Here is a 26,010-nt window from a genome sequence, read left to right on the forward strand (position 1 = left end):
TCATATTAGCGTTATGCTTTTTCCCGATAGCGAATGATCAACTCCCTTCGGGATTGATTGACGTTTACATCCACCAGATCAGCATAAAGCGAAAAACGTTGTAAGAAAGCACTGACTTTTTGTTGCTGGCTATAAGTCACCGTTAATAAAATTTGTCCTGCCCGGTCTTTATTTTGTGATGCCACTCTGATGCCATACTCTTTGGAACGCTGCTTCAGCCATTCAGCCAGCGGCAATACATCTGTTGTGCCATACTGGTTCATCAGATCATACTTACGCAGATAAACATTTTCTGAGCGCGACTCAAGACGGAGCTGTTTATTGTCCCTGCTCTGGACAGACGACACTACCGGTTGCCATATCAGCACATAGAACATAACCAGGACCAGAAATAAGGACAGAAGCATTACCGCTTTCTGGTCCCGCTCTGACTGTTGCTGCCACCACTGGCGAACACCTGCCGGGATCAGTTGCTCTGTATCTGGTAGTGATATTTTTTGCAACATCGGACTGCCCTCGTTCATCTCTTGCTCTTTTTTCATCCATCTGAAAAAGAGACTATTTTTCATACTGGGTTTGTTCCAACACCGAAAAGCCGTCTGTTTTCAATTCAATCCAGGGCATCCAATCCGGCAGGCGAATCTGTATACGGGCCGCGGTTGATGTGCCATCTGGAAAAAGAATAATACTTCTCTTATCCCGTGACTGATCAGTAATCAGTGTAAACAGCACCTGTCGCTCGGGCTGATAGGCGCGGAGATTACCAGTATCAATTGACTGCCATTGCCCCTCTGGTTTCTCCGGAGAAAGACTGCTGGTGCGATTATTGTCATCATCAGAGTCTGAGTCATTAATTGACCAGGACTCAAAACGATAACCACTACTGCTGAACAAAATGCGCACAGGCATTCCGGCCTGAATCGACTGCTGACGGGCAAGTCCCGCCAGAATAACAAGCCGGGCAGCTTCATCCTGTAAATACCTGTGCTGTTGTCCACCTCCCCGAAGAGACACTACCGCTGTCAGCATAACGCCAATGATGACCATAACCACCATAATTTCGATCAGGGTAAAACCATGCTCACAGTCAGCTTTTGCACAGTGTCTGCATTCAGCCTTAGTCTCCATGGCCTGAGGGACTTTACAGGTCAACGATCAGTTATCCCAGTTACCAATATCAGCGTTTACACCTTCTCCGCCTTCCTGGCCATCAGCGCCCAGAGAATACAGATCGTAGTGACGACTCTTCGTACCGGGACGCACATAGATATAAGCATTACCCCATGGATCTTCAGGTGCAGCATCCAGATAGCCATCTGCATTCCAGTTTTTAGCACTCTCCGGCTTTTCTACCAGTGCTTTCAGGCCTTCAGACTGAGATGGATAATTAAAGTTATCCAGTTTATACATATCCAGAGCATTACCGATCTGTCGGATATCATTTTTAGCAACCGTCACCCTGGCTTCATCAGGGCGCCCCAGAATAGAGGGCGCTACCAGGGCACCCAGTACCCCCAGAATCACCACAACGACCATAATCTCAATCAGAGTGAAGCCTTTCTGTTTCTGCTCACAAGCTTCTCTCTCTTTTACAGTCTGAGAGCATTTCATTGATTCATCAGATGTATGCACAATACTTCTCCCTGATATTTTATAAATTCATTAATCTGAATACAGATCCGTCAAATTAAGCAGACAAGTTAAAACAAGAACGGATATTATGTTAAGTTATCTCTATGAAAAACAGGCAAAATTTTATGTTGCAAGCTGTAAACACACTATACGCAGTTAACCGATTAACTGATTCATATTCATGATCGGCAATAAAATAGCCAGAACAATGGTCATCACCACGCCGCCCATGACAATCAGCACGACGGGTTCAAATAACCCGACCACAGTCGCCATAAGAGCTTCCAGCGATTGCTGTTGCTGTTTAGCTGCCCGCCCCAGCATACCGTCCAGTTCACCACTGCGTTCACCACTGGCAATCATATACAGCATCATAGGTGGAAAGCGGCCCACCGATTCCAGCGCAGAAAACAGAGATGTGCCCTCCTTAACTTTTTGCGCCACATGGGAGATTTCTTCACGCAGGTAATAGTTAGGCATCACACTGCCTGCAATAGACAAGCCTTCAACCAGAGGCACGCCACTGCGAGAGAGAATGCTCAGGGTCCCGGCAAAACGGGCTGCATTCATGTCACGGCTGATCTTCCGGCTCAATGGAAAGTCCACGACCCAGCGGTCGACCTGACGACGAAACCCCGGTTTGCGATATGACGATGAAAATAGCAGAAAACCACAACACAATCCTAGCAGCAGATAAAGCCCCCAGGCATTGAGAAAATCACTGACGGCAATCAGTCCCGCCGTCAATGGTGGCAGTTCGTTTCCTGTTCTGACAAACACTTTTACAACATCGGGCACAACAACCGCTAACAAAAAGCTGACAATACCAATGGATGCGAGGGTCAGTAATCCAGGATACAGCAAAGCCAGTTGTATTTTCTGCCGGGATTGTTCTTTGCTTTCGGTGTAATCCGCCAGTTCATTCATCACCAGTCCAAGATGCCCGGCATGCTCCCCTGCGGCTACGGTTGCCCGGTACATTTCCGGGAAAGCATTGGGGAATTCAGCCATGCTGTCTGCCAGAGTATGACCTTCCAGTACTTTTGAGCGTACGGCCAGTAACAGACTCTTGACCTTAGCTCGCTCACTCTGGGCTGACACGGCCTTCAACACCTCTTCCAGAGGCATAGCCGCTTGTATCAAAGTCGCCATTTGACGTGTACACAGGGTCAGTTCCTTGCTGGACATCCCTGGTCCACCCAAAAAACGGCCTGCCTTTCTCTCTTTCTCAGTAGCTTGTTGCACCGATGTTGCGATCAGCCCCTGCTCACGCAATAACTGCCGGGCGTGACGAGGGCTTTCCGCTTCAATAACGCCCTTTTTCTTTTTACCGGAAGTGTTCAGTGCCTGATATTCAAACGCGGCCATATTCAGTCTTCCCTGGTTACTCGCAGTACTTCTTCAAGAGTGGTTGTACCGGCCAGTACCAGTCTCATACCATCCTGGCGAATACTGAATGAGCGGTTCTGGCCATTATCCGGTCTGAGATAGCGTTCAATACTCTGTTCACCTTCCTGCTTGTGAATCAGAGTACGAATATGATCATCAATCGTCAGCAGCTCATAAATACCTGTCCGGCCTTTATACCCCTGATAATTACAATGCTCACAGCCTGAGGCATGGTAAATAACAGCCCGCTGCCCCGGCGACAAGCCCAGTAGCTGGCGCTCAGATTCATCAGGCTCATAAGGTGCCTTACAATCGTGACATAGCACTCGTACCAGCCGCTGCGCCAGCACACCTAAAAGGCTGGAGGCCAGTAAAAAAGGCTCAATTCCCATATCCTGCATACGGGTGACAGCGCCCGCAGCAGTATTGGTATGCAGCGTCGATAACACCAGGTGACCGGTTAAACTGGCCTGTACCGCAATTTCGGCAGTTTCCAGGTCACGGATTTCACCCACCATCACCACATCCGGGTCCTGCCGTAGCATAGCTCTTAAGCCACGGGCAAATGTCATATCCACTTTAGAATTGACCTGGGTCTGCCCAATGCCTTCCAGGTTATACTCAATCGGATCTTCTACTGTCAGGATATTCCGACAGGCATCATTTAATTCTGTCAGGGAAGCATAGAGGGTCGTGGTTTTACCGGACCCGGTAGGCCCGGTTACCAGAAAGATACCGTGAGGTTTATACAGCAGCTGTTTGAGACCTTCTAATAACACCGGAGACATACCCAGCTGCTGTAAATCCATACGCCCGGCATTTTTATCCAGAATACGCAGTACAACCCGCTCCCCATTACTGGATGGCATAGTAGAAACACGGACATCCACTTCCCGACCACCCAGGCGTAATGAAATACGCCCATCCTGAGGAATACGTTTTTCAGCAATATCCAGCTTAGCCATCACTTTAATACGGGAGATCAACAGAGGAGCCAAAGCCCGTTTAGGCTCAACAACAGGCCTGAGAACACCATCAACCCTGAAGCGTACTACCAGTCGTTTTTCGAAAGTCTCGATATGAATATCAGAGACTTCTTCGCGAATCGCTTCCTGTAACAAACCATTGATCAGACGGATAATAGGCGCATCATCCTGCTGATCAAGCAGATCTTCTGTCTCTGACACAGAATCCGCCAGACTGGCCAGATCCATCTGATCGCCAATACCCTGTACCATTTGCAAAGTCTCGGAAGAATCCGCCTGATAACTGCGTGTCAGGTATCGCTCAAACTCAGCGTCAGAAACCGTTTCCACCGATAGAATCTCTCCCATCAGACGCTGCATTTCACCCACTGCCGCCCAGTTCACTGGATCTTTGGCAATACACCTTAATCCGTCAGGACTATACTCAGGTAAAACGCCCTGCTTTTTAGCAAAAGTAAACGGCAACTGGCGCGCAACCGGTAATAGAGGTAAAGACTCACTCATTATTCGACTGTCCGTTATCGCTGGTTGCAGGTCCTACTGCATTTGACTGCGAGCGATCAAACAAGGCATTAACATCAGATTCAACAGATACATTCCGTTCACTGATATCCCCCTTGCTGGCTTCTACACGATAGATTCCCTGATATTTATCATCTGTCACCAGGGCAATCTGCTTTTTACTGGTCAGAACTTTAGGCCGGAGGAAAATCATCAGATTACGTTTGACCTTAGTTTTCTGTTCACTGCGAAACAGATGACCCAATACAGGAATATCACCCAACAAAGGTACTTTGCTTTCTGACGTGGTTTCATCATCCTGAATCAGTCCACCCAGTACAATGGTTTCGCCATCCTCAATCAGAATTGTCGTATCAACAGAGCGTTTATTGGTGATACGGTCAGCCGAGCCCGCAGCCAGAGGATTATCTGACGGCACCAGAGAAGAAACTTCCTGATAGACCTCCAGCCTGACACTGCCATCGGAATTAATCTGAGGTTTTACTTTCAGCGTTACCCCGACATCTTCCCGCTTAATCGTAGTAAAAGGGTTTGTGGTATCTGACGAATCAGTACTCTGCCCGGTAATAAACGGCACGTTCTGGCCGACTTTAAACTCAGCTTCTTCATTATCCAGCGTCATCACGCTGGGAGTCGACAGCAGATTAGCATTAGACGTACTGGCCAGAGCCTGAACAATCATTCCGACATCGATACCATTGCCAATATCCAGCGCTCCGCCAAGAAAAGCACCATTGAGCTTACCCACTGACACTGCTGTCCCGGCAGCAACATCAGTAGCAATATCAGAAACAGAAGCGCCGACATTATTAAAATTAGTGCCAATAACCGGATTCCCCGTATCTGAATCACCTATCAGCCACTGCACCCCCAGCTGCTCACCGTTGTTACCGGTAATCTCAACAATTACGGCTTCAATCAGTACCTGAGAGCGACGCACATCCAGTTGCGCAACCAGATTACGTATATCGGACATCACCGAAGGCTCGGCGCGTACAACCAGCGCATTCAGAGATTCATCTGCCTGAAACCGGGTTGATTCCTGCTCCTGATTTTTCTCTTTACCGCCTGAAGCTTTATCATCAATCAGATTGGACAAGAGTTCAGAGACTTTAGTCGCTTCAGCATAGTTAAGCTGAATAACCTGAGTAACCCCTTTGTTCTCAAATGGCTGATCAAGCTGTCTGACCAGCTCTCGGGTTTGCTCTCTTTCTGCTTCAGGGCCCTTCAGAATAAGTCGATTAGAACGCTCATCGGCTACGATAGTCAGCTGATCGGTTGACTTAACTTTTTTTCCGCTGTTTTCCGGTAGCAGATCTTCCAGCAACTTAGCAATATCGCCTACCCAGGCATGCTGCAGAGGAATCACTTCGATTTGCTGATCCTGTCGGCTATCCAGGTTAGCAATCACCCGCTTCAGTCGGGCAATATTGGTAGCATGATCAGAGATAATCAACGCGTTGGCCGACTGAACTCCGGCCATATGACCATATTGAGGCACCAGAGGGCGCAACACGGGCACCAGTTCTGCTACTGAAGCATTTTTCAGCATTACCACTTCGGTAATAAAGTGATCACCTCGCTTTTGTTCTGCGGTATTTGATTCCTGCTTTCCGGTGGCATTAGGAATAATTTTGACTGCACCATCGTCAGTTTCAATAGCAACAAAGCCATGAACATTCAGCACAGACAGAAATAGCTGATACACAGCCTCAGAGGGCATAGAGCTGCGAGATATTACCGTCACCCGTCCTTTAACCCTGGGATCAACAATAAAGCTCTTACCCGTAATATCGGCGACCTGACTAATAAACGCACTGATATCAGCCCCCTGAATATTAACTCGCCATTGAGAGGGCGACTGAGCAGGAGAAAAGACCTGTGTCTGAGCAAATACTGCGACTGAACTCAGCAGTAAAAACAACGTAATTATTTTTCTGAGTAACCTGAATTCCATGTTGGCTCCGGAATTTTGTACCGATGGCTGAACAATCGGTAATTAACGACCTATCGGTAAAGAAACAACAAACTGACGACTGCCACGCCTGACTTCCACTTCAACTTCTCTTTGATTGGCCAGAGAACCGACCAATCGGGCATCCTGAGAGGGGTTGCCCAGAGTCTGCCCATTAACCGACATAATCACATCACCGACTTTAAGCCCGGCAGACGTCAGTAAGGGCGTATAGGGACTCTGACCAATCACATACCCTCCTGCGGGTGACGGCATAATACCCGCTTCACCCAGCACCTGATCTGCATTGTCTTCCAGTTTTTTCTGGTATTTTTTCATAAATGCTTTTGGTGTCAGGTGTTGAATATCCCGTGACAGACTGCCAGCAGGCAGCTGTTTTACTGCGTTCTGGGCCTGACCGGACCGGAGGCCAGGCGCTTTATGAATGGCATTACGGAAACTATCAATCGGCTCAGGTGTCGACCGGTCCTGCAGTAAGCCATTGTTATTTTTCGCTATTTCTTTAAATGGCAAAAACTCTTTTTTGCCATTGCGCTGGATCACAACATGATCAGGCTGTACATCCACCAGAGTAATACCGGGCTGAATATCATCACCAATGCGGTAATAGGCTGCTTTGCCCTGAAGCGTGGCAATAATTGCACCGGATTTCTCAGCAGAACTATCAACAAAAACGGCTTTAAGCACCATGTTTATCAGTGTTTTTGGCACATTAACAGGTTTGGGTTCAGGTTTTCTGACAGGAACAGAAGCAAATAACCTTGCTTCTGTCCAGCGCTGATCTGCAGACAGTGGCTTACCCGCCATTACAATCCATCGGTCCATATCCGACACAGAATAATTGGCAGTCTGGTGCGGATAAACCAGCTTCCATACCAGTACAGATAACTGCCAGGCCAGCAGAATAACCAGAACCCAGCGACAGGATAATAACAACAGATTAAATGCACGTTTCATCAGCTGTCCCTCACCAGATCTTTTCTTTATATCGGAACAGAGCATCATCATCCGCTCTGCGAGGTACAGGTAATGCCGGAACTGATTTTTTCAATCGTCCCAGAATACTGGCGCTCAACCAGCCATCATTGTTCAGTTCTATTATCGCCAGAGCGTCATCACTATCCTGCGTAGTTAAATCAGCTCGACTGGCTTGCGGATCAGAATTAAATCTCAGAGCCAGAGGTGGGTAGGGGATTTTCACTGGTTTATTATTGCCCAGAAACCAGGTTTCACCACCTTGCCATGTAATAGCCCCGGAGGTATCTTTCACGGCCCTCTGTCCCAGAATCAGGCTGACATTGCGAAAAGCAATATCGCCTTCTATCCAGGCATTATGTTTTTTAAGAAAAGGGTTCAGCAACAGAGGATGCAATATGCCTTCCAGCCTCAGTCGTATACTCTCAGAGCCTTCCGGAGAAATCCTGGCAACGAGGGAAGTACCAGGGTGTTTCAGAGTAAGCTGAACAGGGTATCCGGTGCGAAACCACTGAATAAGACTGAATTGCCACCATACCCTGAATTCAGGCTGTAAATTATCATACTGATAGCGAATCAGAGCATCACCTTGCCAGACAGATCCATTCAACAAGCTGATATTGAGTGATTCCGGCAGTGACAACTGCTTTTCTAAATAGGGCCACACAGCACGAACTGGCAAATTAATTAATAAGCCAAGCATAAAAATCAGTAAAAAGATTCTGACCAGCTGCTGACGTACTTTACCTGAATCCAGAGTCATAAATATCCTTGTTTTCTGACTTTACTGCAGCTGCTTCCACAAACCATCAATCGCTTCAATTTTTTCATTATGCCGATTCATCTCCTCTGAATCGGCAGTGATCACAGGCAGAGATCTGCGATCTGTAGCCAGTCGACGAATAGTAATTTCGCCACCTTCCCCTTCTGACTCTGCATCCGATGCAAGGTTCAGTGCGGTTTGTCCACCTGTCATCATCAGGTAAACATCGGCCAGAATCTCAGAATCAAGCAAAGCGCCATGTAACTCACGATGGGAGTTATCAATGCCGTATTTTTTACATAATGCATCCAGGGAATGACGGGAACCCGGATTCATTTTTCTGGATAGCACCAGAGTATCCAGCACCTGGCAATAATCTTCTACTTTTCCGTAACTCGTCCCTTGAGCCTGATCCAGCCACATAAACTCATGGTTAATAAAACCGACATCAAATGGAGCGTTATGAATCACCAGCTGACTGCCCCGTATGAACTCAAAAAAGTCAGCGGCTACGTGAGCAAAATCAGGTTTATCAGCCAGAAAATCATCCGTAATACCATGTACTTCAACCGCTTCAGCATCAACAGCACGATCCGGCTTAATATACTGATGGTAGGTACGACCAGTGAACTTACGATTAATCAGTTCAACACAACCGATTTCAATAATTCTGTGCCCCTGGGAGGGTTCCAGGCCCGTGGTTTCAGTATCCAGTACAACTTGTCTCATGGGGCCTTAACTCTGCTCTGTTCTGAAATATGTAGTGTAATGTATAACATGATCTAACCAGGCCTTGCCGATATGGGCTTCAGCGTTTGCTCTTCAGTTCGTCAATGGCAATATTCGCCAGTTCATCAGCTCTTTCGTTTTCCGGGTGACCAGCATGGCCTTTCACCCACTTCCACTCGACATTATGCATCTCAACGGCTTCATCCAGCGCTATCCAAAGATCCTTATTTTTAACTGGCTTCTTATCTGCTGTCTTCCAGCCTCTTTTTTTCCAGTTATGAATCCATTGGGTAATCCCCTGGCGCAAATACTGAGAATCCGTAGTGAGTACTACATCACAGGGACGTTTCAGCAACTTTAACGCTTCAATAGCTGCTGTCAGCTCCATCCGGTTGTTCGTTGTGCCCTCTTCACCACCCCGGATCTCTTTTTCTGCGTCTCCATAGCGCAGAATGGCTCCCCATCCACCCGGTCCCGGATTGCCTTTACAACCACCGTCAGTATAAATATGAACCTGCTTTGTCAAAAGGATACCTGCATAATCATCAGAATGTCTTAGCTCCAGCGTCTGCCCACTATGAAAAATACTGAGCAGACAAGGGGATGCATATTAATACAGGATACCAATAAGTACACAACCCTATGCCAGTTTAATTTACAGAGCACTGACAAAATATCACTCTGGAAAACCTGAACTTTGTTTTGAAACACCCTTGGTTGATGGCGTTGCAACCACTCCGGGGATAAACTGATTCTGTTGCCAGCTCTTTTTAATCGGTGTAGCACACCCTACCTGTTTTTTTGCCCAGACAATATAACTGGCTCCCAGATGGCCGCCACTTCTGATATTTTCCAGCCAGCGAGTTCTTTCCAGCCAACGGCTATTGTTCATTGCCGGTCGGGCCATCACTGTTTCAACATCTTCAATGCGATAATCAAGCAACGTTAACCAGTCATGTAATCGCTTAAGACCTATAAAACGGCCACTCCAGGGCACATTACGCTTTCTCCAGGGCAGATATCGACAAATTCCCCAGCTACTGACAGGATTGAATCCAACAATAATAAGATGCCCCTTATGCTGTGTGATACGGGCAGCTTCTCTGAGTACCATATGAGGATTATCAACAAAATCAAGCAGATGATGCACCAGAACCACATCAACACTGTCATCAGGCAAGGGCAAAGCATGAGCATCTGATACCACAACAGACTGTCCCGCATCCCTGACCCAGTATGGAGACCAGGTCATAGGGTGCTTGATCTGACTCAGATGGGTCAGTGACACATAAGGCGACACCCCCAGCTGAAGAAAATGATAACCGAACGTCCTGGCCAGAAATGGTTCCAGGCGGGCTTGCTGAGTGTCAAGCAGAGCCCTCCCCAGGGGTTGCCGCCACCAGTATTCCAGATCATTCTGAAATGCCGCCAGGTGGCGCTTATCTTTTTTGAAACCTCTGAATTTCACATACACTCCATTTTTTTCAGGTGTCCCGTTCACAAACAACAGGATCACTTTATAATCATGCCTGAAAGAATTTCATGGCAGCAACCGGAAGGTCACTGAATATGTTAGAGATTAAACCCATTCCAGCGTTCAACGATAATTATATCTGGCTTATCAGAGAACCTGACAGCAATGAAGCCTGGGTCGTTGATCCCGGCGATGCCGCCCCCGTTCAGAAAGCCCTTGAGAAGGATGGACTGACTCTGGCTGGAATTCTGGTGACTCATCATCACTATGACCACACCGATGGTATTGATGAACTTAAAAAAGCCTGGTCTGTAAAAGCCTGGGGCGCTGATAACCAGCATACCGATATAGTATGTGCCGAAAATGACACGGTAGCCGTCTGTGGCTATGAGTTCAGAACCCTGGCTGTCCCCGGACATACGCTTGACCATGTTGCCTTCTACAACGAAGAAACCAGCACACTATTTTGTGGTGACACGCTTTTTCTGGGAGGCTGTGGTCGCATTTTTGAAGGCACTGCCGATCAGATGCATCACTCTCTGCAAAAACTGGCTGTCCTGCCTGATGATACTCAGGTGTATTGCACCCATGAATACAGTCTGGCCAATCTGAAATTTGCTCAGGCTGTAGAGCCGGATAATCACTATGTTCTTCAGGCAGTTACCCGAGCAAATCAGTTACGAGCAGAAAATAAGCCTACACTTCCGACGACAATTGCCGATGAAAAATGTCATAATCCGTTCTTTCGTAGCCATCAGCCTGCTGTCATTGCATCAGCAACTGAACAAAAAGGCACCCTGGTTGTGGCACCTGCTGAAGTATTTGCCGCAATTCGCCAGTGGAAGGACAATTTCTGACAGGACTATGTGATCTGTACTTATGTTTTCATCAACCCGATTTCAGTCCGGCTCAAGCTTTAAGAGCCGGTACACTCTTATTCCTCTGGTACTGACCGTTCTGTTATCTGGTTGTGTCAGCCAGCAAGAAAAGCCTCTGAATTCCGAGGTTCATCCGAGACTACAGGGCTTACCCGAAGAAGGCAGAATAACTTCAGCGCCTGACGGCAAAAATGCCTCGGAACTTCTGGCGGAGCTTGAGGGATACAGAACTGGCAGTCTTCAGAATGTCAGTGATCTCGGACTGGCAACAGAACTCAGCAACGCACCAGTCTCTCAGTGGAGAAACTGGCAACAACCTGTACTGAATGATTTCCACTTATGGGACAGGGTGCTGAAAAACTTTAAACTGGATCTGGACCAGAACAATCCCAGAATCCAGGCTCAGCTTAACTGGTATAAAAAGCACCCGAGATACCTGGAACGGGTTTTCACTCGTGCTGAACGTTATATGTTCCACGTTGTAGAACAGATTGAGCAACGCGGCCTGCCCGGAGAACTTGCATTCCTGCCGATTGTTGAAAGTGCCTATGATCCATTTGCCTATTCTCATGGCCGTGCATCCGGTATGTGGCAGTTTATTCCTTCAACAGCACGTTATTTTGGTTTGCGAAATGACTGGTGGTATGACGGCCGTCGGGATGTACTTGACTCTACAGACAAGGCCCTTGGGTATCTGGAAAGGCTGAACACCCGTTTCAAAGGTGACTGGTTACATGCACTGGCAGCATATAATGCTGGTGGAGGTAATGTAAACAAAGCCATTCGTAAAAACCGTGAGGCAGGCAAAGATACTTCATACTGGAATCTTCGCTTACCGGCTGAAACCCAGGCGTATGTCCCCAAGCTGATTGCCCTGGCAAAACTGATCAGGGATGCAGACCACTATGGCCTGAAGCTTAAACCGATTGCCAACAAGCCTTATTTTGCTGCTGTCGAGACGGGAGGACAGATTGACCTGGCCGAAGCAGCCCGAATGGCAGATATGTCGATCAACGACCTTTATCTGCTGAACCCGGGGTTCAGTCAGTGGGCAACGTCACCGGATGGGCCTCACCGCCTCCTGGTACCCGTAGAAAAAGCCGCAGCGTTTGAGAAAAAGCTGACTAAATTGCCATCATCAAAGCGTCTTGGCTGGCAACGCTACACTATTAAATCAGGTGATAGCCTGATCCGAATTGCCAAAAAATTTAATACCACCCCTCAGATGATACGCCAGACAAATAATATTCGTGGCAACCGTATCAGAGCAGGCAAAAAACTGCTGATCCCTATCCCTAAAGCCAGTGCAGGACATTACGCATTAAGTGCTGGTCAGCGTCTGCAAAGAAAGCAGGATTATGACCGCAGTGGCACTGGCGGTAAACGCATTGAATATAAGGTAAGGTCGGGTGACAGCTTCTGGAGTCTGTCCAGAAAACACAAAGTCAGCATGCGGCAGATTGCCCGCTGGAATGGTATGGCACCAACCGATATTCTGAGACCGGGCAAGAAACTGATTATCTGGTCCAAAGGCCATATCAGTGCCAGCAAAAGCACACGCACGGCTTCAAATGACAGAAAAATCATTCGCAAAGTAGGCTATAAAGTACGCCAGGGTGATTCCCTCGCTCGTATTGCCAGTAAATTTCAGGTCAGTATTAACCAGATTGTGGGCTGGAATAAGATCAATAAAAAGAAATACCTTCAGCCAGGGCAGAAGTTGACGCTTTACGTCGATGTCACCCGGAATCAATGATCCTGTACAGTTCAAACGAACTATTCTGAAAACATAAAGTCAGTAGAAAAGGGTACGTATCAGGTACCCTTTTTTATGAGCTGGAAAAGGCCTGAGAATAAAGAATATTCCTGAAACTCAATACTTGCCTTCGACCGGTACTGTCGTAGTATATTGATCAATAAAAGAAAAATCAGAGCAGGAGCCACACAATGCCACTTAAGCAAACGATCAGAAAATGGGCGTCCACGGGTAGCGTTTGTGTATTTTTAACGATATCTGGCGTAATCGCCGGTATCGACATCAGTCAGGCCGCCACGCCACAGCATGGCCTGGCAATGCATGGTGAACTTAAATATCCGGCTGACTTTACTCACTTTGATTATGTCAATCCCGACGCGCCTAAAGGCGGTGTTTTCCGTCAATCCGCATTGGGCAGTTATGATTCTCTGAATCCCTTTATTATAAAAGGCGTGCCCGCGTCCGGCATTGGTCTGATCTACGACACTCTGCTGGAAGCCTCCTCAGACGAACATTTCTCCAAATATGGTCTGCTGGCTAAAACGGTTACTCTGGCCGATGACAACAGCTGGGTAGAGTTTGAGCTTAACCCTGCAGCAAAATTTCATGATGGTCACCCGGTGACTGCAGAGGATGTTATCTTCACCTTCACCACTCTGATGAAAGATGGCCGTCCTTTCTATCGTGCTTATTACGCTGATATTGCCGAAATCACCCAGGACGGCGACCATAAGATACGTTTTAATTTTAAGACCACAGAAAACGGTGAGTTACCCCTTATTATCGGCCAGATTCCTATTCTTCCGGCTCACTACTGGAAAGATAAAGATTTCACACGTACCACACTGGATGCACCTCTGGGCTCAGGCCCTTATAAGGTAGGTAAAATAGACAGTGGCCGCTCCATTACCTATACCCGCAATCCGGATTACTGGGCCAAAGACCTGCCTCTGAATCGGGGTCGCTATAACTTCGATGAGATTATTTACGACTATTACCGCGATAGCACTGTTGCTCTGGAAGCTTTTAAAGCCGGAGATCTGAATTTCCGCCGTGAGAACAGCTCTAAATTCTGGGCTACAGCCTACAACTCTCCAGCCGTGAAAGATGGCCGTATTATCAAAGAAGAGATCAGGCATCAGAACCCCACTGGCATGCAGGCCTTTATCTTTAATCTGCGCAGAGATACCTTCAAAGATATCCGGGTACGAAAAGCACTTAACCTGGCTTTTGACTTTGAATGGACCAATAAGAACCTGTTTTATGGTGCTTATCACCGCACCAACAGCTATTTCTCCAACTCTGAGCTGGCCTCCTCCGGTTTACCTTCTGCCGATGAACTGAAGCTGCTGGAGCCATTCAGAGACCAACTAGACCCGGCATTATTCACCACACCGTTTGAACTGGTTAAAACCAAAGGAGATGGTAAGAACCGCCAGCAACTCCGCCAGGCATCAAAACTGCTGAAGGAAGCGGGCTGGAACGTTGTGGATGGTAAGCGAGTGGATACTTCAGGTAAACCAGTCACGATTGAAATGCTGATGTATGATTCTACATTCGAGCGTGTCGTGAATCCGATCCGGAAAAATCTGGAACGTCTGGGCATTACCCTGAACCTGCGTGTGGTCGATACCACTCAGTATATCAATCGTCTGCGTAGCTTTGACTTTGACATGACGACCACTGTCATTGGTCAGTCTAATAACCCTGGCAATGAGCAGAGAGAGTTCTGGCATTCAGAATATGCTAACAAGCCGGATTCCAGCAACTATATAGGCATACAAAACCCTGTCGTCGATGCTCTGGTAGAAAAAGTGATAACAGCCAAAGATCGTACATCCCTGATCACTGCCACACGGGCACTGGATCGCGTTCTGCTGTCAGGTTATTACCTGATCCCGCAATGGAATCTGCCAGCATTTCGTGTGGCTTACTGGCATCAGCTGAAACACCCGGAGAACAACCCTCCTTACAGCCTGGCAACCGACACCTGGTGGTCTGAGGAGAAGTAATCCGGTATGTGGAGCTATATTGCCCGTCGTTTGTTACTCATGATACCGACGCTGTTCGGTATCATGCTGCTCAACTTTATTATTGTTCAGGCCGCACCCGGTGGACCGGTAGAGCAGGTACTGGCCCAACTGGATGGCATTGACAGCCAGTCCAGTACCCGGATCGGAGCAGCTGAACAGAGCGATATCCAGAGTTCATCCAGCTCAGGGCAGGAGTATCGTGGTGCCCAGGGTATTGATCCGGAGCTGATCGCTGAGATTGAACAGCAATTTGGTTTCGATAAACCCGCTCACGAACGCTTTTTTCAGATGATAGGCAACTATCTGACCTTTGATTTTGGCGATAGCTTCTTCCGTGATCAGAGTGTACTGGATCTGATTCTGGAAAAAATGCCGGTCTCTGTCTCTCTGGGGTTATGGACCACCCTGATTGTATACGCAGTATCTATTCCGCTAGGTATCCGCAAAGCCGTCAGACATGGTTCCAGCTTCGATGTCTGGTCATCCAGTGTCATTATCGTTGGCTACGCTATCCCTAACTTCCTGTTCGCAATCATGCTGATTGTGTTATTTGCCGGTGGCAGCTACTTTGACTGGTTCCCACTGCGAGGTCTGACATCAGATAACTTTGATCAGATGTCATTCCCTGAGCAGATCGCCGATTATTTCTGGCATATTACCCTGCCAGTGCTGGCCTCGGTGATCTCCAGCTTTGCCACGCTCACTATGCTGACTAAAAACAGCTTTCTGGATGAAATTAACAAACAATACGTGATGACGGCCCGAGCAAAAGGTGCCACGGAACATCGCGTTCTGTATGGCCATGTTTTTCGTAATGCCATGTTGCTGATTATTGCCGGAATGCCTGCCGCCCTGATCGGAATATTCTTCTCCAGCTCGTTATTAATTGAAGTCATTTTCTCTCTGGATGGTCTGGGACTGTTAGGTTTTGAAGCGGTTATGCAGAGGGATTATCCGGTTATTTTTGGCACCCTGTATATTTTCACTCTGATCGGTTTGTTACTGAAGCTGGTCAGTGATATCACCTATATTCTGGTCGATCCAAGAATCAGCTTTGAGGCGCAGAATCAATAAGATGAACCAGTTATCTCCGATTACTCAACGGCGACTGGCCAGTTTTATTGCCAGTAAACGCAGCTTTTATTCCTTTATTCTGTTCACAGGGTTATTTATTTTCAGTCTGCTGGCGGAGTTTATCGCCAATGACAAACCGGTACTAATTCAATACAAGGGCGATTATTACAGCCCGGTACTGACCGTCTACCCGGAAACCACTTTTGGTGGCGACTTTGCCACTGAAGCGGATTATACCGACCCTTATCTGCTGGAATTAATTGAAGCAGAAAGCGGCTGGATGATCTGGCCGATGATTCGTTATAGCTACGACACCATTAACTATGAACTGGAGCAGCCCGCTCCCAGTCCACCAACCGGTGAAAACCTGTTAGGCACCGATGATCAGGGACGGGATGTTCTGGCCCGTGTCATCTACGGTTTCCGTATCTCTATGTTATTCGCTATTGCACTGACCATTGGCAGCACGATTGTCGGTGTTGCTGTGGGCGCTATGCAGGGGTTCTTCGGCGGTAAAATTGACTTGCTGGGCCAGCGCTTTATCGAAATCTGGTCAGGCCTGCCGACGCTGTTCATCCTGATTATTCTCTCCAGTGTTATTGAGCCCGGTTTCTGGTGGCTGTTAGGTATCATGCTGTTATTCAGCTGGATGGCACTGGTCGATGTGGTTCGGGCTGAGTTTCTGCGCTGCCGGAATCTGGAATATGTCACAGCGGCCAAAGCGCTGGGCGTACCGGATCGTTTGATTATGTGGCGTCATATGCTGCCTAATGCCATGGTCGCCACCATGACCTTTATGCCTTTTATTTTTACCGGTGGTGTCACCACCCTGACCGCACTGGATTTTCTGGGTTTTGGTCTGCCCCCCGGATCACCATCACTGGGCGAACTGGTAGCCCAGGGTAAAGCCAACTTACACGCCCCCTGGCTGGGCATGACCGCATTTGTTGTACTCTCCGTTATGCTGACACTACTGGTATTTATTGGCGAAGGCATTCGGGATGCTTTTGACCCTCGCCACATTTCGGAACAGCAGGGATAAGGAAACAGAATGATCGAATCCAGCCCGCTACTTACTGTCGAACAACTCAGCCTGGGATTCCATGGTCAGGCTCCCGTGGTTGAAGATATCAGTTTTCACATTCATAAAGGCGAGACTCTGGCACTGGTCGGTGAAAGTGGCTCAGGCAAGTCCATCAGCGCTCTGACTATTCCCGGATTACTGCCATCCAGCGCCCGAATTCATCGGGGTAAAATCTGTTTTGATCAGGATACTCTGCTTGAAGTCAGCCCGTCTCAGCATGAGGCTCCTTTTGCGATTCAGAATGACATCAGCCTGCAACGGCGGTTACAGGGTATTCGGGGCAACCGGATCGGTATTATCTTCCAGGAACCGATGACCTCTCTGAATCCGTTACACTCTATCGGTAAACAGATCGCAGAGATCATTCAGCTGCATCGCCCGGTCAGTGGACAGGCCCTGACCGATGAAGTCATCCAGCGCTTAGAAGAAGTTGGCATTGAACAGGCATCAGAACGAATCAATGCTCTACCTCATCAACTGTCAGGTGGACAACGCCAGCGCGTGATGATCGCCATGGCAATCGCCAATAACCCGGAACTGTTAATTGCCGATGAACCCACCACTGCACTGGATACCCACATCCAGCGCCAGATTCTGGATCTGATCCAGAGCCTGCAACAAAAATATCAGCTGGCAGTGCTGTTAATTACCCATGATCTGAACATCGTCAGGGACTATGCCCAGCGTGTCTGCGTGATGCAACATGGGCGGATTATTGAACAGGGCAATACTGAACAGATTTTTACCGCGCCGGAGCAGGATTACACCCATATGCTGATCCATTCCGCCCCGGAAGGTGAACCTGTCCCATTACAGGATCAGGCAAAAACCCTGCTGACAGTGGATAACCTGAATGTCTGGTACCCGGTGCGCAAAGGCATTCTGAAACGGATTCACGGTTATATCAAAGCCGTCACTGCTGCCAGCTTCCAACTGAAGCAGGGCGAATGCATCGGCTTTCTGGGTGCCAGTGGCTCAGGGAAAACCTCGTTAGGTATGGCAATTCTGCGCCTGATCAGAAGTGAAGGTTCCATCGTTTTTGATAACCAGCCTCTGCACCAGCTATCAGGTAAAGCCTTAAGAGGCATCAGAAAAGACCTTCAGGTCGTGCTTCAGGACCCTTTTGGTAGCCTGAGCCCCAGGATGACCGTCGGTGATATCATTGCTGAAGGCTTACGGGTTCACTCGGAGCAATCAGCAGAAGATATCGAACAGGCTGTTTGTGATGTCATGGCCGAAGTCGGACTGGATTCAGATCTGCGCCATCGCTACCCGCACGAATTTTCTGGCGGTCAGCGCCAGCGTATTTCCATTGCCCGGGCACTGATACTCAAACCTAAACTGATCGTACTGGATGAGCCGACCTCAGCACTGGATAAGAGTATTCAGAAACAGGTCGTAGCACTGCTTAAATCTCTGCAGGAGAAACATCAGATCAGTTATATCCTGATCACCCATGACCCGGCTACCGCTGAAGCCATGTGCCATCAGACCATAAGGCTGGATCACAGATAGTTCATCCTATGGCACCTTCAACCCATAGCACAATGACAGGACAATAAGTTGAGTAAGGACAATGAGTTGAGTATGAACCTCAGGAGTGATTATCTGGCAATGACTGTCATTGGAGCCCACCTGGCAGCTTACCTGCTGGTCTGGTTAACCGGCAGTAATGAGACTTTGTTTTACTGGCTGAATAGTTTACTCAGCTATTTACCAGACACGTTCTGGCAAGTAACCACTCACTTTGGTGAAACTCTGAGCGCTGCTGCGATCCTTTTGCTGTTTGTGCGTAAATATCCTGTATTACTCCCCCATCTTCTGATATCAGGTTTATGCTGTTTTGCCCTTGTCTATGGCCTGAAACAGTTTCTGGATGTGACTCGTCCGCATCTGGTATTGCCCATTGAAAGCTTTCATTTTATCGAAACGAATAAAACAACCCCATCCAGACCTTCTGGCCATACGGCCACCGGAGCTTTTATTGCAGCCACACTGGCTTATCTGTTTAAAGACAAATATCAGATAACTCTGCCTCTGATAGCGGCAGGATGTATGGTCGCCCTATCCAGAATAGCCATTGGTGTTCATTGGCCACTGGATCTGTTTATGGGCGGAGCGATCGGCTGGATAACAGGCTATTCTGGCCTGCATATGGTCAGAAAGCTCGCAGCCCCCTATTTAGCTCTCTGCAAAGAAGGCTCCCGCTCTTTCACTCTTCTTTACTGTATATCTGCGGTTCTGGTCATCAGTCTCCTGGTTCTGATGAGCTGGCCATACCCGGAACCGACATTCTGGTTTAAATCAGTCCTTATTGTCATGTTAACAGTAACCACTATCCGCCTGATGCGCCCGGGAGTGAGCTCTACCCCCTGATGCTTTTCAGCTAAAAACCAGGTCAGAGCGTTTATCTGTCTGGATTAACCAGAAGACATTATTCAACGACCAGAGGGCATACTCTCTCTGTCGCCTTTCATTTAGCCTGTGAAATAACAGGCTGAATATTATCTGACTTAAGCAACTGAAAGGTATCTTTTCAAGAGACTGCCATATTCTCTGTATATTCACTGGATCATACATACTTACAACAGTGTCTCGATATTTTTCGCAAGGGCTGAAGAATAAAGTCTTCTGCAGAAGAGAAATTTCTGGTGGGTGTTTATAGAAATACTGTTGTTCAGATACGTATACGAATTTGTTTATCTGACATTCCTTTTCAGGGGATATTCAATCGGTGCCTATATAGCCAGGATAGTTAGCCAGATATAAATTGACTTCATGGGCGAGAGCAAATCCCCCTAAGGACATATTATGAATATCTTTTCTGGTGGATCATTTTTATCCAGCTTTTTAAACTCTCCTGCTAAATCACTGAATACACAACCTGTTGTTCAATCAGTATCAGGATTGAATAACCAGCCTCCCGTTACAGGAACAACCACAAGGCAAGCCTTCAGCACTGCTGAAACAATGAACCAGCCACCACAGGATGGCGGTGCCCGCTTTGGTTTCCGTACACATACTAATAATATGTCGCCTGAAAAAGCAGAGCGAGTACAGACCTTATTATCCCGTTTAGACGATGAGCAGAATACTATTCTTGCGGGTACCCAGCACATTCATGGCGATGAGCTGTTTTCAGATGATTTTCTCACGATGGTGGAGGAGATGGACGATGAACAGCTTTCCCAGCTGATTAATACCCTGGATGGTTTTAATGTTAATCCGGGCAATAACTTTTTCTATCGCGATCCTCCTGACCTTGAAAATTTTATTCAGACATTAGCTCAGACAGATGAAGAAACCCGGGATCGTATTCTGGACAAAACCAGCGAGTTATCTGAAGCCATTTATCATCCGGATGGTGACTTCACCTACGATTCTATGGGAATCAGCCCTCAGGTAGGCTCTGTGACTGCAAACCCATTACATCACTTTATATCTGCAGTCACTCAATCGCCTGATAGTAATCAATTTATGGATAAGCTGGAGCAATTTGATGAACAACAGCAGAATCAGTTATTAAATGTTTTCGGCTGGGATCATAAACAGGGCGAGCGTTTAATGAATGCTCTGGAAGGAAAGAGTGAAGAAACACAGGGCGCTCTGTTATCTTTCCTGAGTGACTTAACTGAAAATGGAGCAGTTCCACTGACCATTAAGCAGCAAGTAGCCGGTTCTGATATGCATACCGGCAGCGTCTGGCTTGATGGACAAAAACCTGGCACGGCTGCCGCGTTGTTAACCATAGACAATAACTCTGAATCGACCGTTGATCAGATGCTGGATGAAACTTTAACCCTGTTAGATCAATATCAGTTCAGTGACGAACAGCTTATCCAGATGACCGACGACCTCAAAGGCATGGAACGCAGTGATCAGAGAGCATATTTAACAATCAGTAAAACAGGTCTGGAAACGCTATTTTCAGCCTCTGGAAATACAGGGAATGAACGTCAGCCAATCGATATGTCTGAGCATCAGCAAGCTTTTGATATTGTTGATTCTGTTCGCCAGGACAGCCATGCCAGAGATCTCGTGTTTCGCTCCAGGGTAGGAGAGCAAGTGGGGCTAATGAGTTCAGTCAATTCAGAGTTTTATGAATTAAAGAGTAAAGAGGATTCTCTTCGTGATGTTCGCAACACTGTAGCAGTCCTGACCAGACAAGCCATGCTTGGTCCACAAAGTTATTCTAATCAAGAAAGCAGGGGTTCAGCTGAAGATACATCAGTATTTAATCCCCTTGAAAAAACGTCTTTACAAGCTGTAAATATCGACACTGCAGGTCCATCATCCCAATTTTCCCGGAGTCTGAATCAAATGATGACAAGACACCGGGATCATATGATTCAGCTTTTACAACAAATTTCCGATAATACAAACCCTGTTCAGCCCTCGTATTCTGATCAATTCAGCTTAAAGACCAATCTGTTTCCATCGATAAACTCAGGTAATACATCATCATAAGATATTCATTTATTCCCTGGCAGATACTTCATTCAAGGCTATAACTTCTGCCATTGATCATCCGAGTTTTTCAGACTGCTGAAACAAAGAAGTCCATGAGCAAACTTCTGTGGTATATGTTTCTGACGAATTACATGTCCACAGTTTCTGCTCATGTGATCAGTGTTGGTATAAGTCGTGTTTTAAGAAAGGCTCGCATACCGACTGCCAGTGCGGAACGCTGTTTACAGCAGCTGGCCGGATAATGAGTGTACGTAAACCATATAGACAGGGCCAACTGGCGTACCGAATCATCGGACACCAGCATCTGCTACTCTCTCAGATCCCGGCATCCGCTCCTTATCATTCCATCAAATAGCCAGCAACAAACTGGCTGCTATAGACCACATCACGATACAGACGCTGGCATCCAGAACTCGCCAGGCAACAGGCTTTTTAAATAAAGGGGCCAGCCATCTGGCTCCCAGACTGATACTGAAAAACCAGATAAAAGAAAAGCTGATTGCCCCAATAGCAAACCAGGGACGCTCATCTGCCGGGAATTGCCCACCGATACTGCCAATCAGTACCACAGTATCCAGATAAACATGGGGATTCAGCAGCGTAATAGCCAGTGTGGTTAGTATGGCGCTGCGTAAACTGGTCAGTTCATGGGTAGAGCTACCCATACTATTGGTGTTCATTGCCGAGCGCAGAGACTGGAACCCATACCAGAGTAAAAATGCTGCGCCTCCCAGGCGGGCGACCATCAGCCAGGCCTCAGATTCACTGACCAGAGCACCGACCCCGGCAACCCCAACCGTCACCAGTAAAGCATCAAAAAAGCTGCAGATCCCGGCAATGGGCCAGTGATATTGCCTACGCAGGCCCTGTGTCAGAACAAATGCATTCTGAGCACCAATCGCCATAATTAACCCTGCACTGGTACCCAGTCCCTGAATCAATGCCAGTAAATGAGAACTCAATGTAAAACTCATATCTATCACCCGATCACAAAAACACGATTACAAAGCCGTCGTCATATACAGAGCTCAGTCATATAAAGAGCTGCGTCATCCTCATGGCTTCCTTTGATGACACCAGTTTGCGAAATCCCTTGAAGTAAGTAAAACTAATGATTCTTATCTTTCATTAATAAAATTTATAATCATGCATACACTGGACATTCGCCAACTGGCTGCCCTGAGCGCCATTATTGAAGAACAAAGCTTTGATAAAGCCGCTCAAAAACTACATATCACTCAGTCCGCGGTCTCTCAGCGCCTGAAACAGCTGGAAGAACGTTTGGGCCAGACACTGGTGATCCGGGCCAATCCGGTACAGGCTACAGATGCCGGGCACCAGGTGATCAAGTACTACCGAAAAATAGCGATGCTGCAGGATGAGCTGTTTACTTCCTTATCACCGGATCACAAAGAGGGCTTCACCCGAGTTGCAATCGGTATTAATGCAGACAGTCTTCAGACCTGGTTTATGGATGCAATCACATCCCTGCTGCAACAAAAGCAATGGCTACTGGATATGAAAGTGGATGATCAGGAGCAAACACATCACTTACTGAAAACCGGAGAAGTGATCGGCTGTATCACCTCATCTCCTGAAGCGATGCAGGGCTGTAGCTGTATTCCCCTGGGTGTAATGCCATATCGCTGTCTGGCCAGTCCGGACTATATCCAGCGTTATTTTCCTGAAGGTGTCACAGCTGAAGGCTTTCGCAAAGCACCGGTTGCTGAATTCAATAATAAAGATGAGCTTCAGAACCGATTTCTGAAAACATTCTGTAATCTGAACCCGGGTGATTACCCGAAACACCGGATTCCTTCATCTGATCCTTACTTTCAGATGGTTATCAGAGGGCTGGCCTGTGGCATGATTCCTGATCAACAGAGCACCCGGGAGCGTGCATCTGGTGCTGTCAGAGAGCTGTTACCCGGTTGCTATCTGGCCATTCCTTTGTACTGGCATGTGTGGAATCTGAAATCGGAACATGTTCAACAGCTAACCAGAACACTGACAGCGGCTGCCAGTCAGTATCTGGATGCTTTCGATCAACATAATGATCTGATTCACCCTGAATGATTTCTGATCATACGTTATCCCAGAGAACCACAGATGATTGATATGGTTATATTTTGAACAAAATAAGGCGAAAGCCCAGACAGTCCCGTCACACAGCAACTTTTTCAGCAGAATTTCAATTATTCCACATAGTTACCCACTTTTTCTGTGGATAACTATCCTGAAAATACCAGCAAGATAATGAATAGAAGCGCTGACAAGTTAAGCAGGTCAAATAACACAACACACGTTGTATCCAGGGAAATGAGAAGCAGACCGGAAAGCCGTAAGCTGCCAGAACTAATCCTGGATATTAAGATCAGGATAGCACCCGGTATTTTCCAGACTGGATTTTAAAAAACCATTGCCCCTGAAAGCATCAGATGATGATATATGCCGATGAAACGAGATATTTTAGACCGGAGTCCAACGCAATGGTCCTGTTGACTGGCAGCATGGGCAGATGACGGGTATTATATGCCCCTTTGAATTCCGGGCACTATCGCTCAGAGCAGCATACTCTCTGAAGCTCGATAGATAAAACCGTGCTGAGTCAGATCTGTAACCAGAACCTGTTGATTCGCTGCGTTCAGCTCTGACTGACAACAAAAATTGAAGATTTATGACCAAACAGCAAACGATCAGAGTTTTCTCGCTCCAAAACGACAGTAATATTCGCTATCAGGAACAGAAGGACTATCCTTTTGCAGCCAGACTTTCATCCGTTCCTGTTCATTTACAGGAAGCACTGAAGCTGGCCAGATATATTCCGGTTGTTTTCAGAAAATCTTCCAAAGGCCGCCTGGAGATAAAAGCATTACTCAGTCATAAAGGTAAACCCGTCATTAGCCCATCAGGTCAATTGGGTCTTCCTGTGTGCCCGGACTACCTGGCTATGTACCCTTTCACCTGGGCTGTTGAGAAAAATATCTTTCATCTGGCTTATCATACTAATGCCCCTCAGTTTAATGAGAATGGCCGTAAGCTGGTTACCTCAAAAGGCAAGCCGACCCAGCAACTGAATAAGATCAATAATGAGATTCATACGATTCAGAAACTTTTCGTAGCGACTGAAAATGAGCTACAAAAGCTGGATAAGCTGGATATTCTGAGTGCCCGTGGCGAATATCTGCTACTGACAGAACAACCATCGGAAGAGAAAGTTAAGCAGTTATCACCCGTGCTCAGACTATTATTGCAGAATCATCTGCATAGTCTGCAGTTTTTGAATAACCAGCCAGCCCCGGTGGCAAAAACAGAACAGCCTGAGAAAAAATCAAACACTCAGGAAGACACTAAATCTTCAAAGCCGAAGAAAAAAAATCAGAAAAAGTCTGATAAGAAAGGCGCAGAAAAAGCTAAAAAAGCAGACAAAAAGAAAAAGTCAGCTAAAAAAGAAGACCTGCTTGAAACGCTGATCCGGCAGGTATGCGAGCAGAATGAAGTCACTATTGAAGAACTTCAGAGCAGAAAAAGAGGAAAAGCTCTGGTAAAAGCCCGTGCCGATCTGGCTAAAGTTTGCCAGCAAAATAATAAGCTGCCTGAATTAGCTGAGAAACTGGAAAGATCGACCAGTACAGTACTGGGCTGGATTGCATAACCTGCCTTTAATCAGCTTCTGCACACCGGACAGGGCGAGGTACAACGGCCGCCTCGCCTTCCATAGCTTCTTTCTGAAACACCTCTGCGCCCTGCTCTGGCTGATTACAGAGTATCCCCCGGTCACTTGTAAAAATGACTCCCGACTCTTCAGACTGCTTTTTCCTGCATCCCGACATTTCTACTTTATTTCAGGCAAAAAAAAAGCAACCTGAAAACAGGTTGCTCTTTTTCTGAATCTGATCTGACGTATTACCGTCAGCATCATTGATTCATCTGTAATTACACGGCTACGATTTCTTCAGCCTGTGGACCTTTCTGGCCTTCAGTTACAGTGAATTCAACTTTCTGGCCTTCAGCCAGAGTACGGAAACCTTCACCTTTGATCTGACGGAAGTGTGCAAACACGTCAGGACCGTTGTCCTGCTGAATGAAACCAAAACCTTTTTCTTCGTTGAACCACTTAACAGTACCAGTTACACGAGACATATTTATATCCTGTAAATTAAATTTAAAAATTAAAAAGCCATATTGGCCGGATGGCAGAAACTAACACTTAAATTATGGTAAACAGGACGAGATGAATCTTCGTAACAGCAGGCATAATTTTCTGGCT

At 47.1% G+C, this 26,010-nt stretch carries 23 protein-coding genes; 10 read left to right on the plus strand and 13 right to left on the minus strand.

The genetic code is table 11. The annotated features are described in order from the left end of the window. Window positions 1-11: 11 nt before the first annotated feature. The 11 genes from H4O21_RS04420 to H4O21_RS04470 all read right to left on the minus strand — a co-directional run bounded on the left by H4O21_RS04420 (window position 12) and on the right by H4O21_RS04470 (window position 10,439). A complete protein-coding gene (locus H4O21_RS04420; protein WP_220495506.1) occupies window positions 12-506 on the minus strand; it encodes a type II secretion system protein M in 495 nt (164 codons plus the stop codon). Window positions 507-558: 52 nt separating this feature from the next. Continuing rightward, entirely contained in the window at window positions 559-1,152 is a 594-nt protein-coding gene (locus H4O21_RS04425) for a pilus assembly FimT family protein (RefSeq protein WP_182807646.1), read from the minus strand. Window positions 1,153-1,155: 3 nt separating this feature from the next. Continuing rightward, window positions 1,156-1,632 (minus strand): type II secretion system major pseudopilin GspG, encoded by a 477-nt coding sequence (gene gspG / locus H4O21_RS04430; RefSeq protein WP_368737518.1) that lies wholly within the window; start codon window positions 1,630-1,632, stop codon window positions 1,156-1,158. Window positions 1,633-1,788: 156 nt separating this feature from the next. After that, the gene (gene gspF, locus H4O21_RS04435; protein ID WP_182807647.1) at window positions 1,789-3,000 is read right to left on the minus strand and encodes a type II secretion system inner membrane protein GspF; all 1,212 of its coding nucleotides are present in this window, start codon (window positions 2,998-3,000) and stop codon (window positions 1,789-1,791) included. Between the two features lie 2 nt (window positions 3,001-3,002). Further along, entirely contained in the window at window positions 3,003-4,511 is a 1,509-nt protein-coding gene (gene gspE / locus H4O21_RS04440) for a type II secretion system ATPase GspE (RefSeq protein ID WP_182807648.1), read from the minus strand. Continuing rightward, entirely contained in the window at window positions 4,504-6,486 is a 1,983-nt protein-coding gene (gene gspD / locus H4O21_RS04445; RefSeq protein ID WP_182807649.1) for a type II secretion system secretin GspD, read from the minus strand. The genes gspE and gspD overlap by 8 nt, the downstream gene beginning before the upstream one ends. A 42-nt stretch (window positions 6,487-6,528) precedes the next feature. After that, window positions 6,529-7,461 carry a type II secretion system protein N gene (locus tag H4O21_RS04450; protein WP_182807650.1) on the minus strand — a complete coding sequence of 311 codons (933 nt, stop codon included), beginning with the start codon at window positions 7,459-7,461 and terminating at the stop codon, window positions 6,529-6,531. 10 nt (window positions 7,462-7,471) lie between these two features. Further along, a complete protein-coding gene (locus H4O21_RS04455) occupies window positions 7,472-8,242 on the minus strand; it encodes a hypothetical protein (RefSeq protein ID WP_182807651.1) in 771 nt (256 codons plus the stop codon). Window positions 8,243-8,263: 21 nt separating this feature from the next. Beyond that, window positions 8,264-8,971, minus strand: coding sequence for a DNA polymerase III subunit epsilon (dnaQ, locus tag H4O21_RS04460; protein WP_182807652.1), 708 nt, complete (start codon window positions 8,969-8,971; stop codon window positions 8,264-8,266). A 79-nt stretch (window positions 8,972-9,050) separates the two neighbouring features. Next, the gene (gene rnhA / locus H4O21_RS04465; protein WP_368737521.1) at window positions 9,051-9,503 is read right to left on the minus strand and encodes a ribonuclease HI; all 453 of its coding nucleotides are present in this window, start codon (window positions 9,501-9,503) and stop codon (window positions 9,051-9,053) included. A 144-nt stretch (window positions 9,504-9,647) separates the two neighbouring features. Beyond that, entirely contained in the window at window positions 9,648-10,439 is a 792-nt protein-coding gene (locus H4O21_RS04470; protein ID WP_182807654.1) for a class I SAM-dependent methyltransferase, read from the minus strand. 101 nt (window positions 10,440-10,540) lie between these two features. Between H4O21_RS04470 and gloB the strand changes: the two genes are divergently transcribed. From gloB to H4O21_RS04510, 8 genes are all read left to right on the plus strand, one after another. After that, window positions 10,541-11,302 (plus strand): hydroxyacylglutathione hydrolase, encoded by a 762-nt coding sequence (gene gloB / locus H4O21_RS04475; protein ID WP_182807655.1) that lies wholly within the window; start codon window positions 10,541-10,543, stop codon window positions 11,300-11,302. A gap of 22 nt (window positions 11,303-11,324) precedes the next feature. After that, on the plus strand, window positions 11,325-13,079 hold the full coding sequence (locus H4O21_RS04480; RefSeq protein WP_182807656.1) for a lytic transglycosylase: 1,755 nt from the start codon (window positions 11,325-11,327) through the stop codon (window positions 13,077-13,079). 191 nt (window positions 13,080-13,270) lie between these two features. Further along, window positions 13,271-15,091, plus strand: a complete 1,821-nt coding sequence (locus tag H4O21_RS04485) for an extracellular solute-binding protein (protein WP_182807657.1) — start codon at window positions 13,271-13,273, stop codon at window positions 15,089-15,091. Between the two features lie 6 nt (window positions 15,092-15,097). Next, on the plus strand, window positions 15,098-16,186 hold the full coding sequence (locus tag H4O21_RS04490) for a microcin C ABC transporter permease YejB (RefSeq protein ID WP_182807658.1): 1,089 nt from the start codon (window positions 15,098-15,100) through the stop codon (window positions 16,184-16,186). Window position 16,187: 1 nt separating this feature from the next. After that, the gene (locus H4O21_RS04495) at window positions 16,188-17,228 is read left to right on the plus strand and encodes an ABC transporter permease (RefSeq protein WP_182807659.1); all 1,041 of its coding nucleotides are present in this window, start codon (window positions 16,188-16,190) and stop codon (window positions 17,226-17,228) included. Window positions 17,229-17,237: 9 nt separating this feature from the next. Further along, a complete protein-coding gene (locus H4O21_RS04500) occupies window positions 17,238-18,785 on the plus strand; it encodes an ABC transporter ATP-binding protein (protein ID WP_182807660.1) in 1,548 nt (515 codons plus the stop codon). 48 nt (window positions 18,786-18,833) lie between these two features. Beyond that, window positions 18,834-19,646, plus strand: coding sequence for a phosphatase PAP2 family protein (locus H4O21_RS04505; RefSeq protein WP_182807661.1), 813 nt, complete (start codon window positions 18,834-18,836; stop codon window positions 19,644-19,646). Between the two features lie 435 nt (window positions 19,647-20,081). Further along, window positions 20,082-21,737, plus strand: a complete 1,656-nt coding sequence (locus H4O21_RS04510; protein ID WP_182807662.1) for a hypothetical protein — start codon at window positions 20,082-20,084, stop codon at window positions 21,735-21,737. Window positions 21,738-22,087: 350 nt separating this feature from the next. On the opposite strand, the gene H4O21_RS04515 is transcribed toward H4O21_RS04510, so the two are convergent. After that, a complete protein-coding gene (locus tag H4O21_RS04515; RefSeq protein ID WP_182807663.1) occupies window positions 22,088-22,714 on the minus strand; it encodes a LysE/ArgO family amino acid transporter in 627 nt (208 codons plus the stop codon). Between the two features lie 172 nt (window positions 22,715-22,886). Between H4O21_RS04515 and H4O21_RS04520 the strand changes: the two genes are divergently transcribed. Then, window positions 22,887-23,816 (plus strand): LysR family transcriptional regulator ArgP, encoded by a 930-nt coding sequence (locus H4O21_RS04520; RefSeq protein ID WP_182807664.1) that lies wholly within the window; start codon window positions 22,887-22,889, stop codon window positions 23,814-23,816. Between the two features lie 601 nt (window positions 23,817-24,417). Continuing rightward, window positions 24,418-25,395: a SapC family protein gene (locus tag H4O21_RS04525; protein WP_182807665.1), complete on the plus strand. Its 978-nt coding sequence runs from the start codon at window positions 24,418-24,420 to the stop codon at window positions 25,393-25,395. A gap of 281 nt (window positions 25,396-25,676) precedes the next feature. On the opposite strand, the gene H4O21_RS04530 is transcribed toward H4O21_RS04525, so the two are convergent. After that, window positions 25,677-25,883 (minus strand): cold-shock protein, encoded by a 207-nt coding sequence (locus H4O21_RS04530; RefSeq protein WP_182807666.1) that lies wholly within the window; start codon window positions 25,881-25,883, stop codon window positions 25,677-25,679. Between the last annotated feature and the right edge of the window lie 127 nt (window positions 25,884-26,010).

The organism is Oceanospirillum sediminis (assembly GCF_014164585.1).
Classification (GTDB): domain Bacteria; phylum Pseudomonadota; class Gammaproteobacteria; order Pseudomonadales; family Halomonadaceae; genus Oceanospirillum; species Oceanospirillum sediminis.

What these genes read in the sequence shown, in the direction of transcription:
- H4O21_RS04420 (WP_220495506.1), bottom strand. Translation starts at nt 506, where the DNA reads ATGTTGCAAAAAATATCACTACCAGATACAGAGCAACTGATCCCGGCA.
- gspF (WP_182807647.1), bottom strand. Translation starts at nt 3,000, where the DNA reads ATGGCCGCGTTTGAATATCAGGCACTGAACACTTCCGGTAAAAAGAAA.
- gspE (WP_182807648.1), bottom strand. Translation starts at nt 4,511, where the DNA reads ATGAGTGAGTCTTTACCTCTATTACCGGTTGCGCGCCAGTTGCCGTTT.
- gspD (WP_182807649.1), bottom strand. Translation starts at nt 6,486, where the DNA reads ATGGAATTCAGGTTACTCAGAAAAATAATTACGTTGTTTTTACTGCTG.
- H4O21_RS04450 (WP_182807650.1), bottom strand. Translation starts at nt 7,461, where the DNA reads ATGAAACGTGCATTTAATCTGTTGTTATTATCCTGTCGCTGGGTTCTG.
- H4O21_RS04455 (WP_182807651.1), bottom strand. Translation starts at nt 8,242, where the DNA reads ATGACTCTGGATTCAGGTAAAGTACGTCAGCAGCTGGTCAGAATCTTT.
- dnaQ (WP_182807652.1), bottom strand. Translation starts at nt 8,971, where the DNA reads ATGAGACAAGTTGTACTGGATACTGAAACCACGGGCCTGGAACCCTCC.
- gloB (WP_182807655.1), top strand. Translation starts at nt 10,541, where the DNA reads ATGTTAGAGATTAAACCCATTCCAGCGTTCAACGATAATTATATCTGG.
- H4O21_RS04480 (WP_182807656.1), top strand. Translation starts at nt 11,325, where the DNA reads ATGTTTTCATCAACCCGATTTCAGTCCGGCTCAAGCTTTAAGAGCCGG.
- H4O21_RS04485 (WP_182807657.1), top strand. Translation starts at nt 13,271, where the DNA reads ATGCCACTTAAGCAAACGATCAGAAAATGGGCGTCCACGGGTAGCGTT.
- H4O21_RS04490 (WP_182807658.1), top strand. Translation starts at nt 15,098, where the DNA reads ATGTGGAGCTATATTGCCCGTCGTTTGTTACTCATGATACCGACGCTG.
- H4O21_RS04495 (WP_182807659.1), top strand. Translation starts at nt 16,188, where the DNA reads ATGAACCAGTTATCTCCGATTACTCAACGGCGACTGGCCAGTTTTATT.
- H4O21_RS04500 (WP_182807660.1), top strand. Translation starts at nt 17,238, where the DNA reads ATGATCGAATCCAGCCCGCTACTTACTGTCGAACAACTCAGCCTGGGA.
- H4O21_RS04510 (WP_182807662.1), top strand. Translation starts at nt 20,082, where the DNA reads ATGAATATCTTTTCTGGTGGATCATTTTTATCCAGCTTTTTAAACTCT.
- H4O21_RS04515 (WP_182807663.1), bottom strand. Translation starts at nt 22,714, where the DNA reads ATGAGTTTTACATTGAGTTCTCATTTACTGGCATTGATTCAGGGACTG.
- H4O21_RS04520 (WP_182807664.1), top strand. Translation starts at nt 22,887, where the DNA reads ATGCATACACTGGACATTCGCCAACTGGCTGCCCTGAGCGCCATTATT.
- H4O21_RS04525 (WP_182807665.1), top strand. Translation starts at nt 24,418, where the DNA reads ATGACCAAACAGCAAACGATCAGAGTTTTCTCGCTCCAAAACGACAGT.
- H4O21_RS04530 (WP_182807666.1), bottom strand. Translation starts at nt 25,883, where the DNA reads ATGTCTCGTGTAACTGGTACTGTTAAGTGGTTCAACGAAGAAAAAGGT.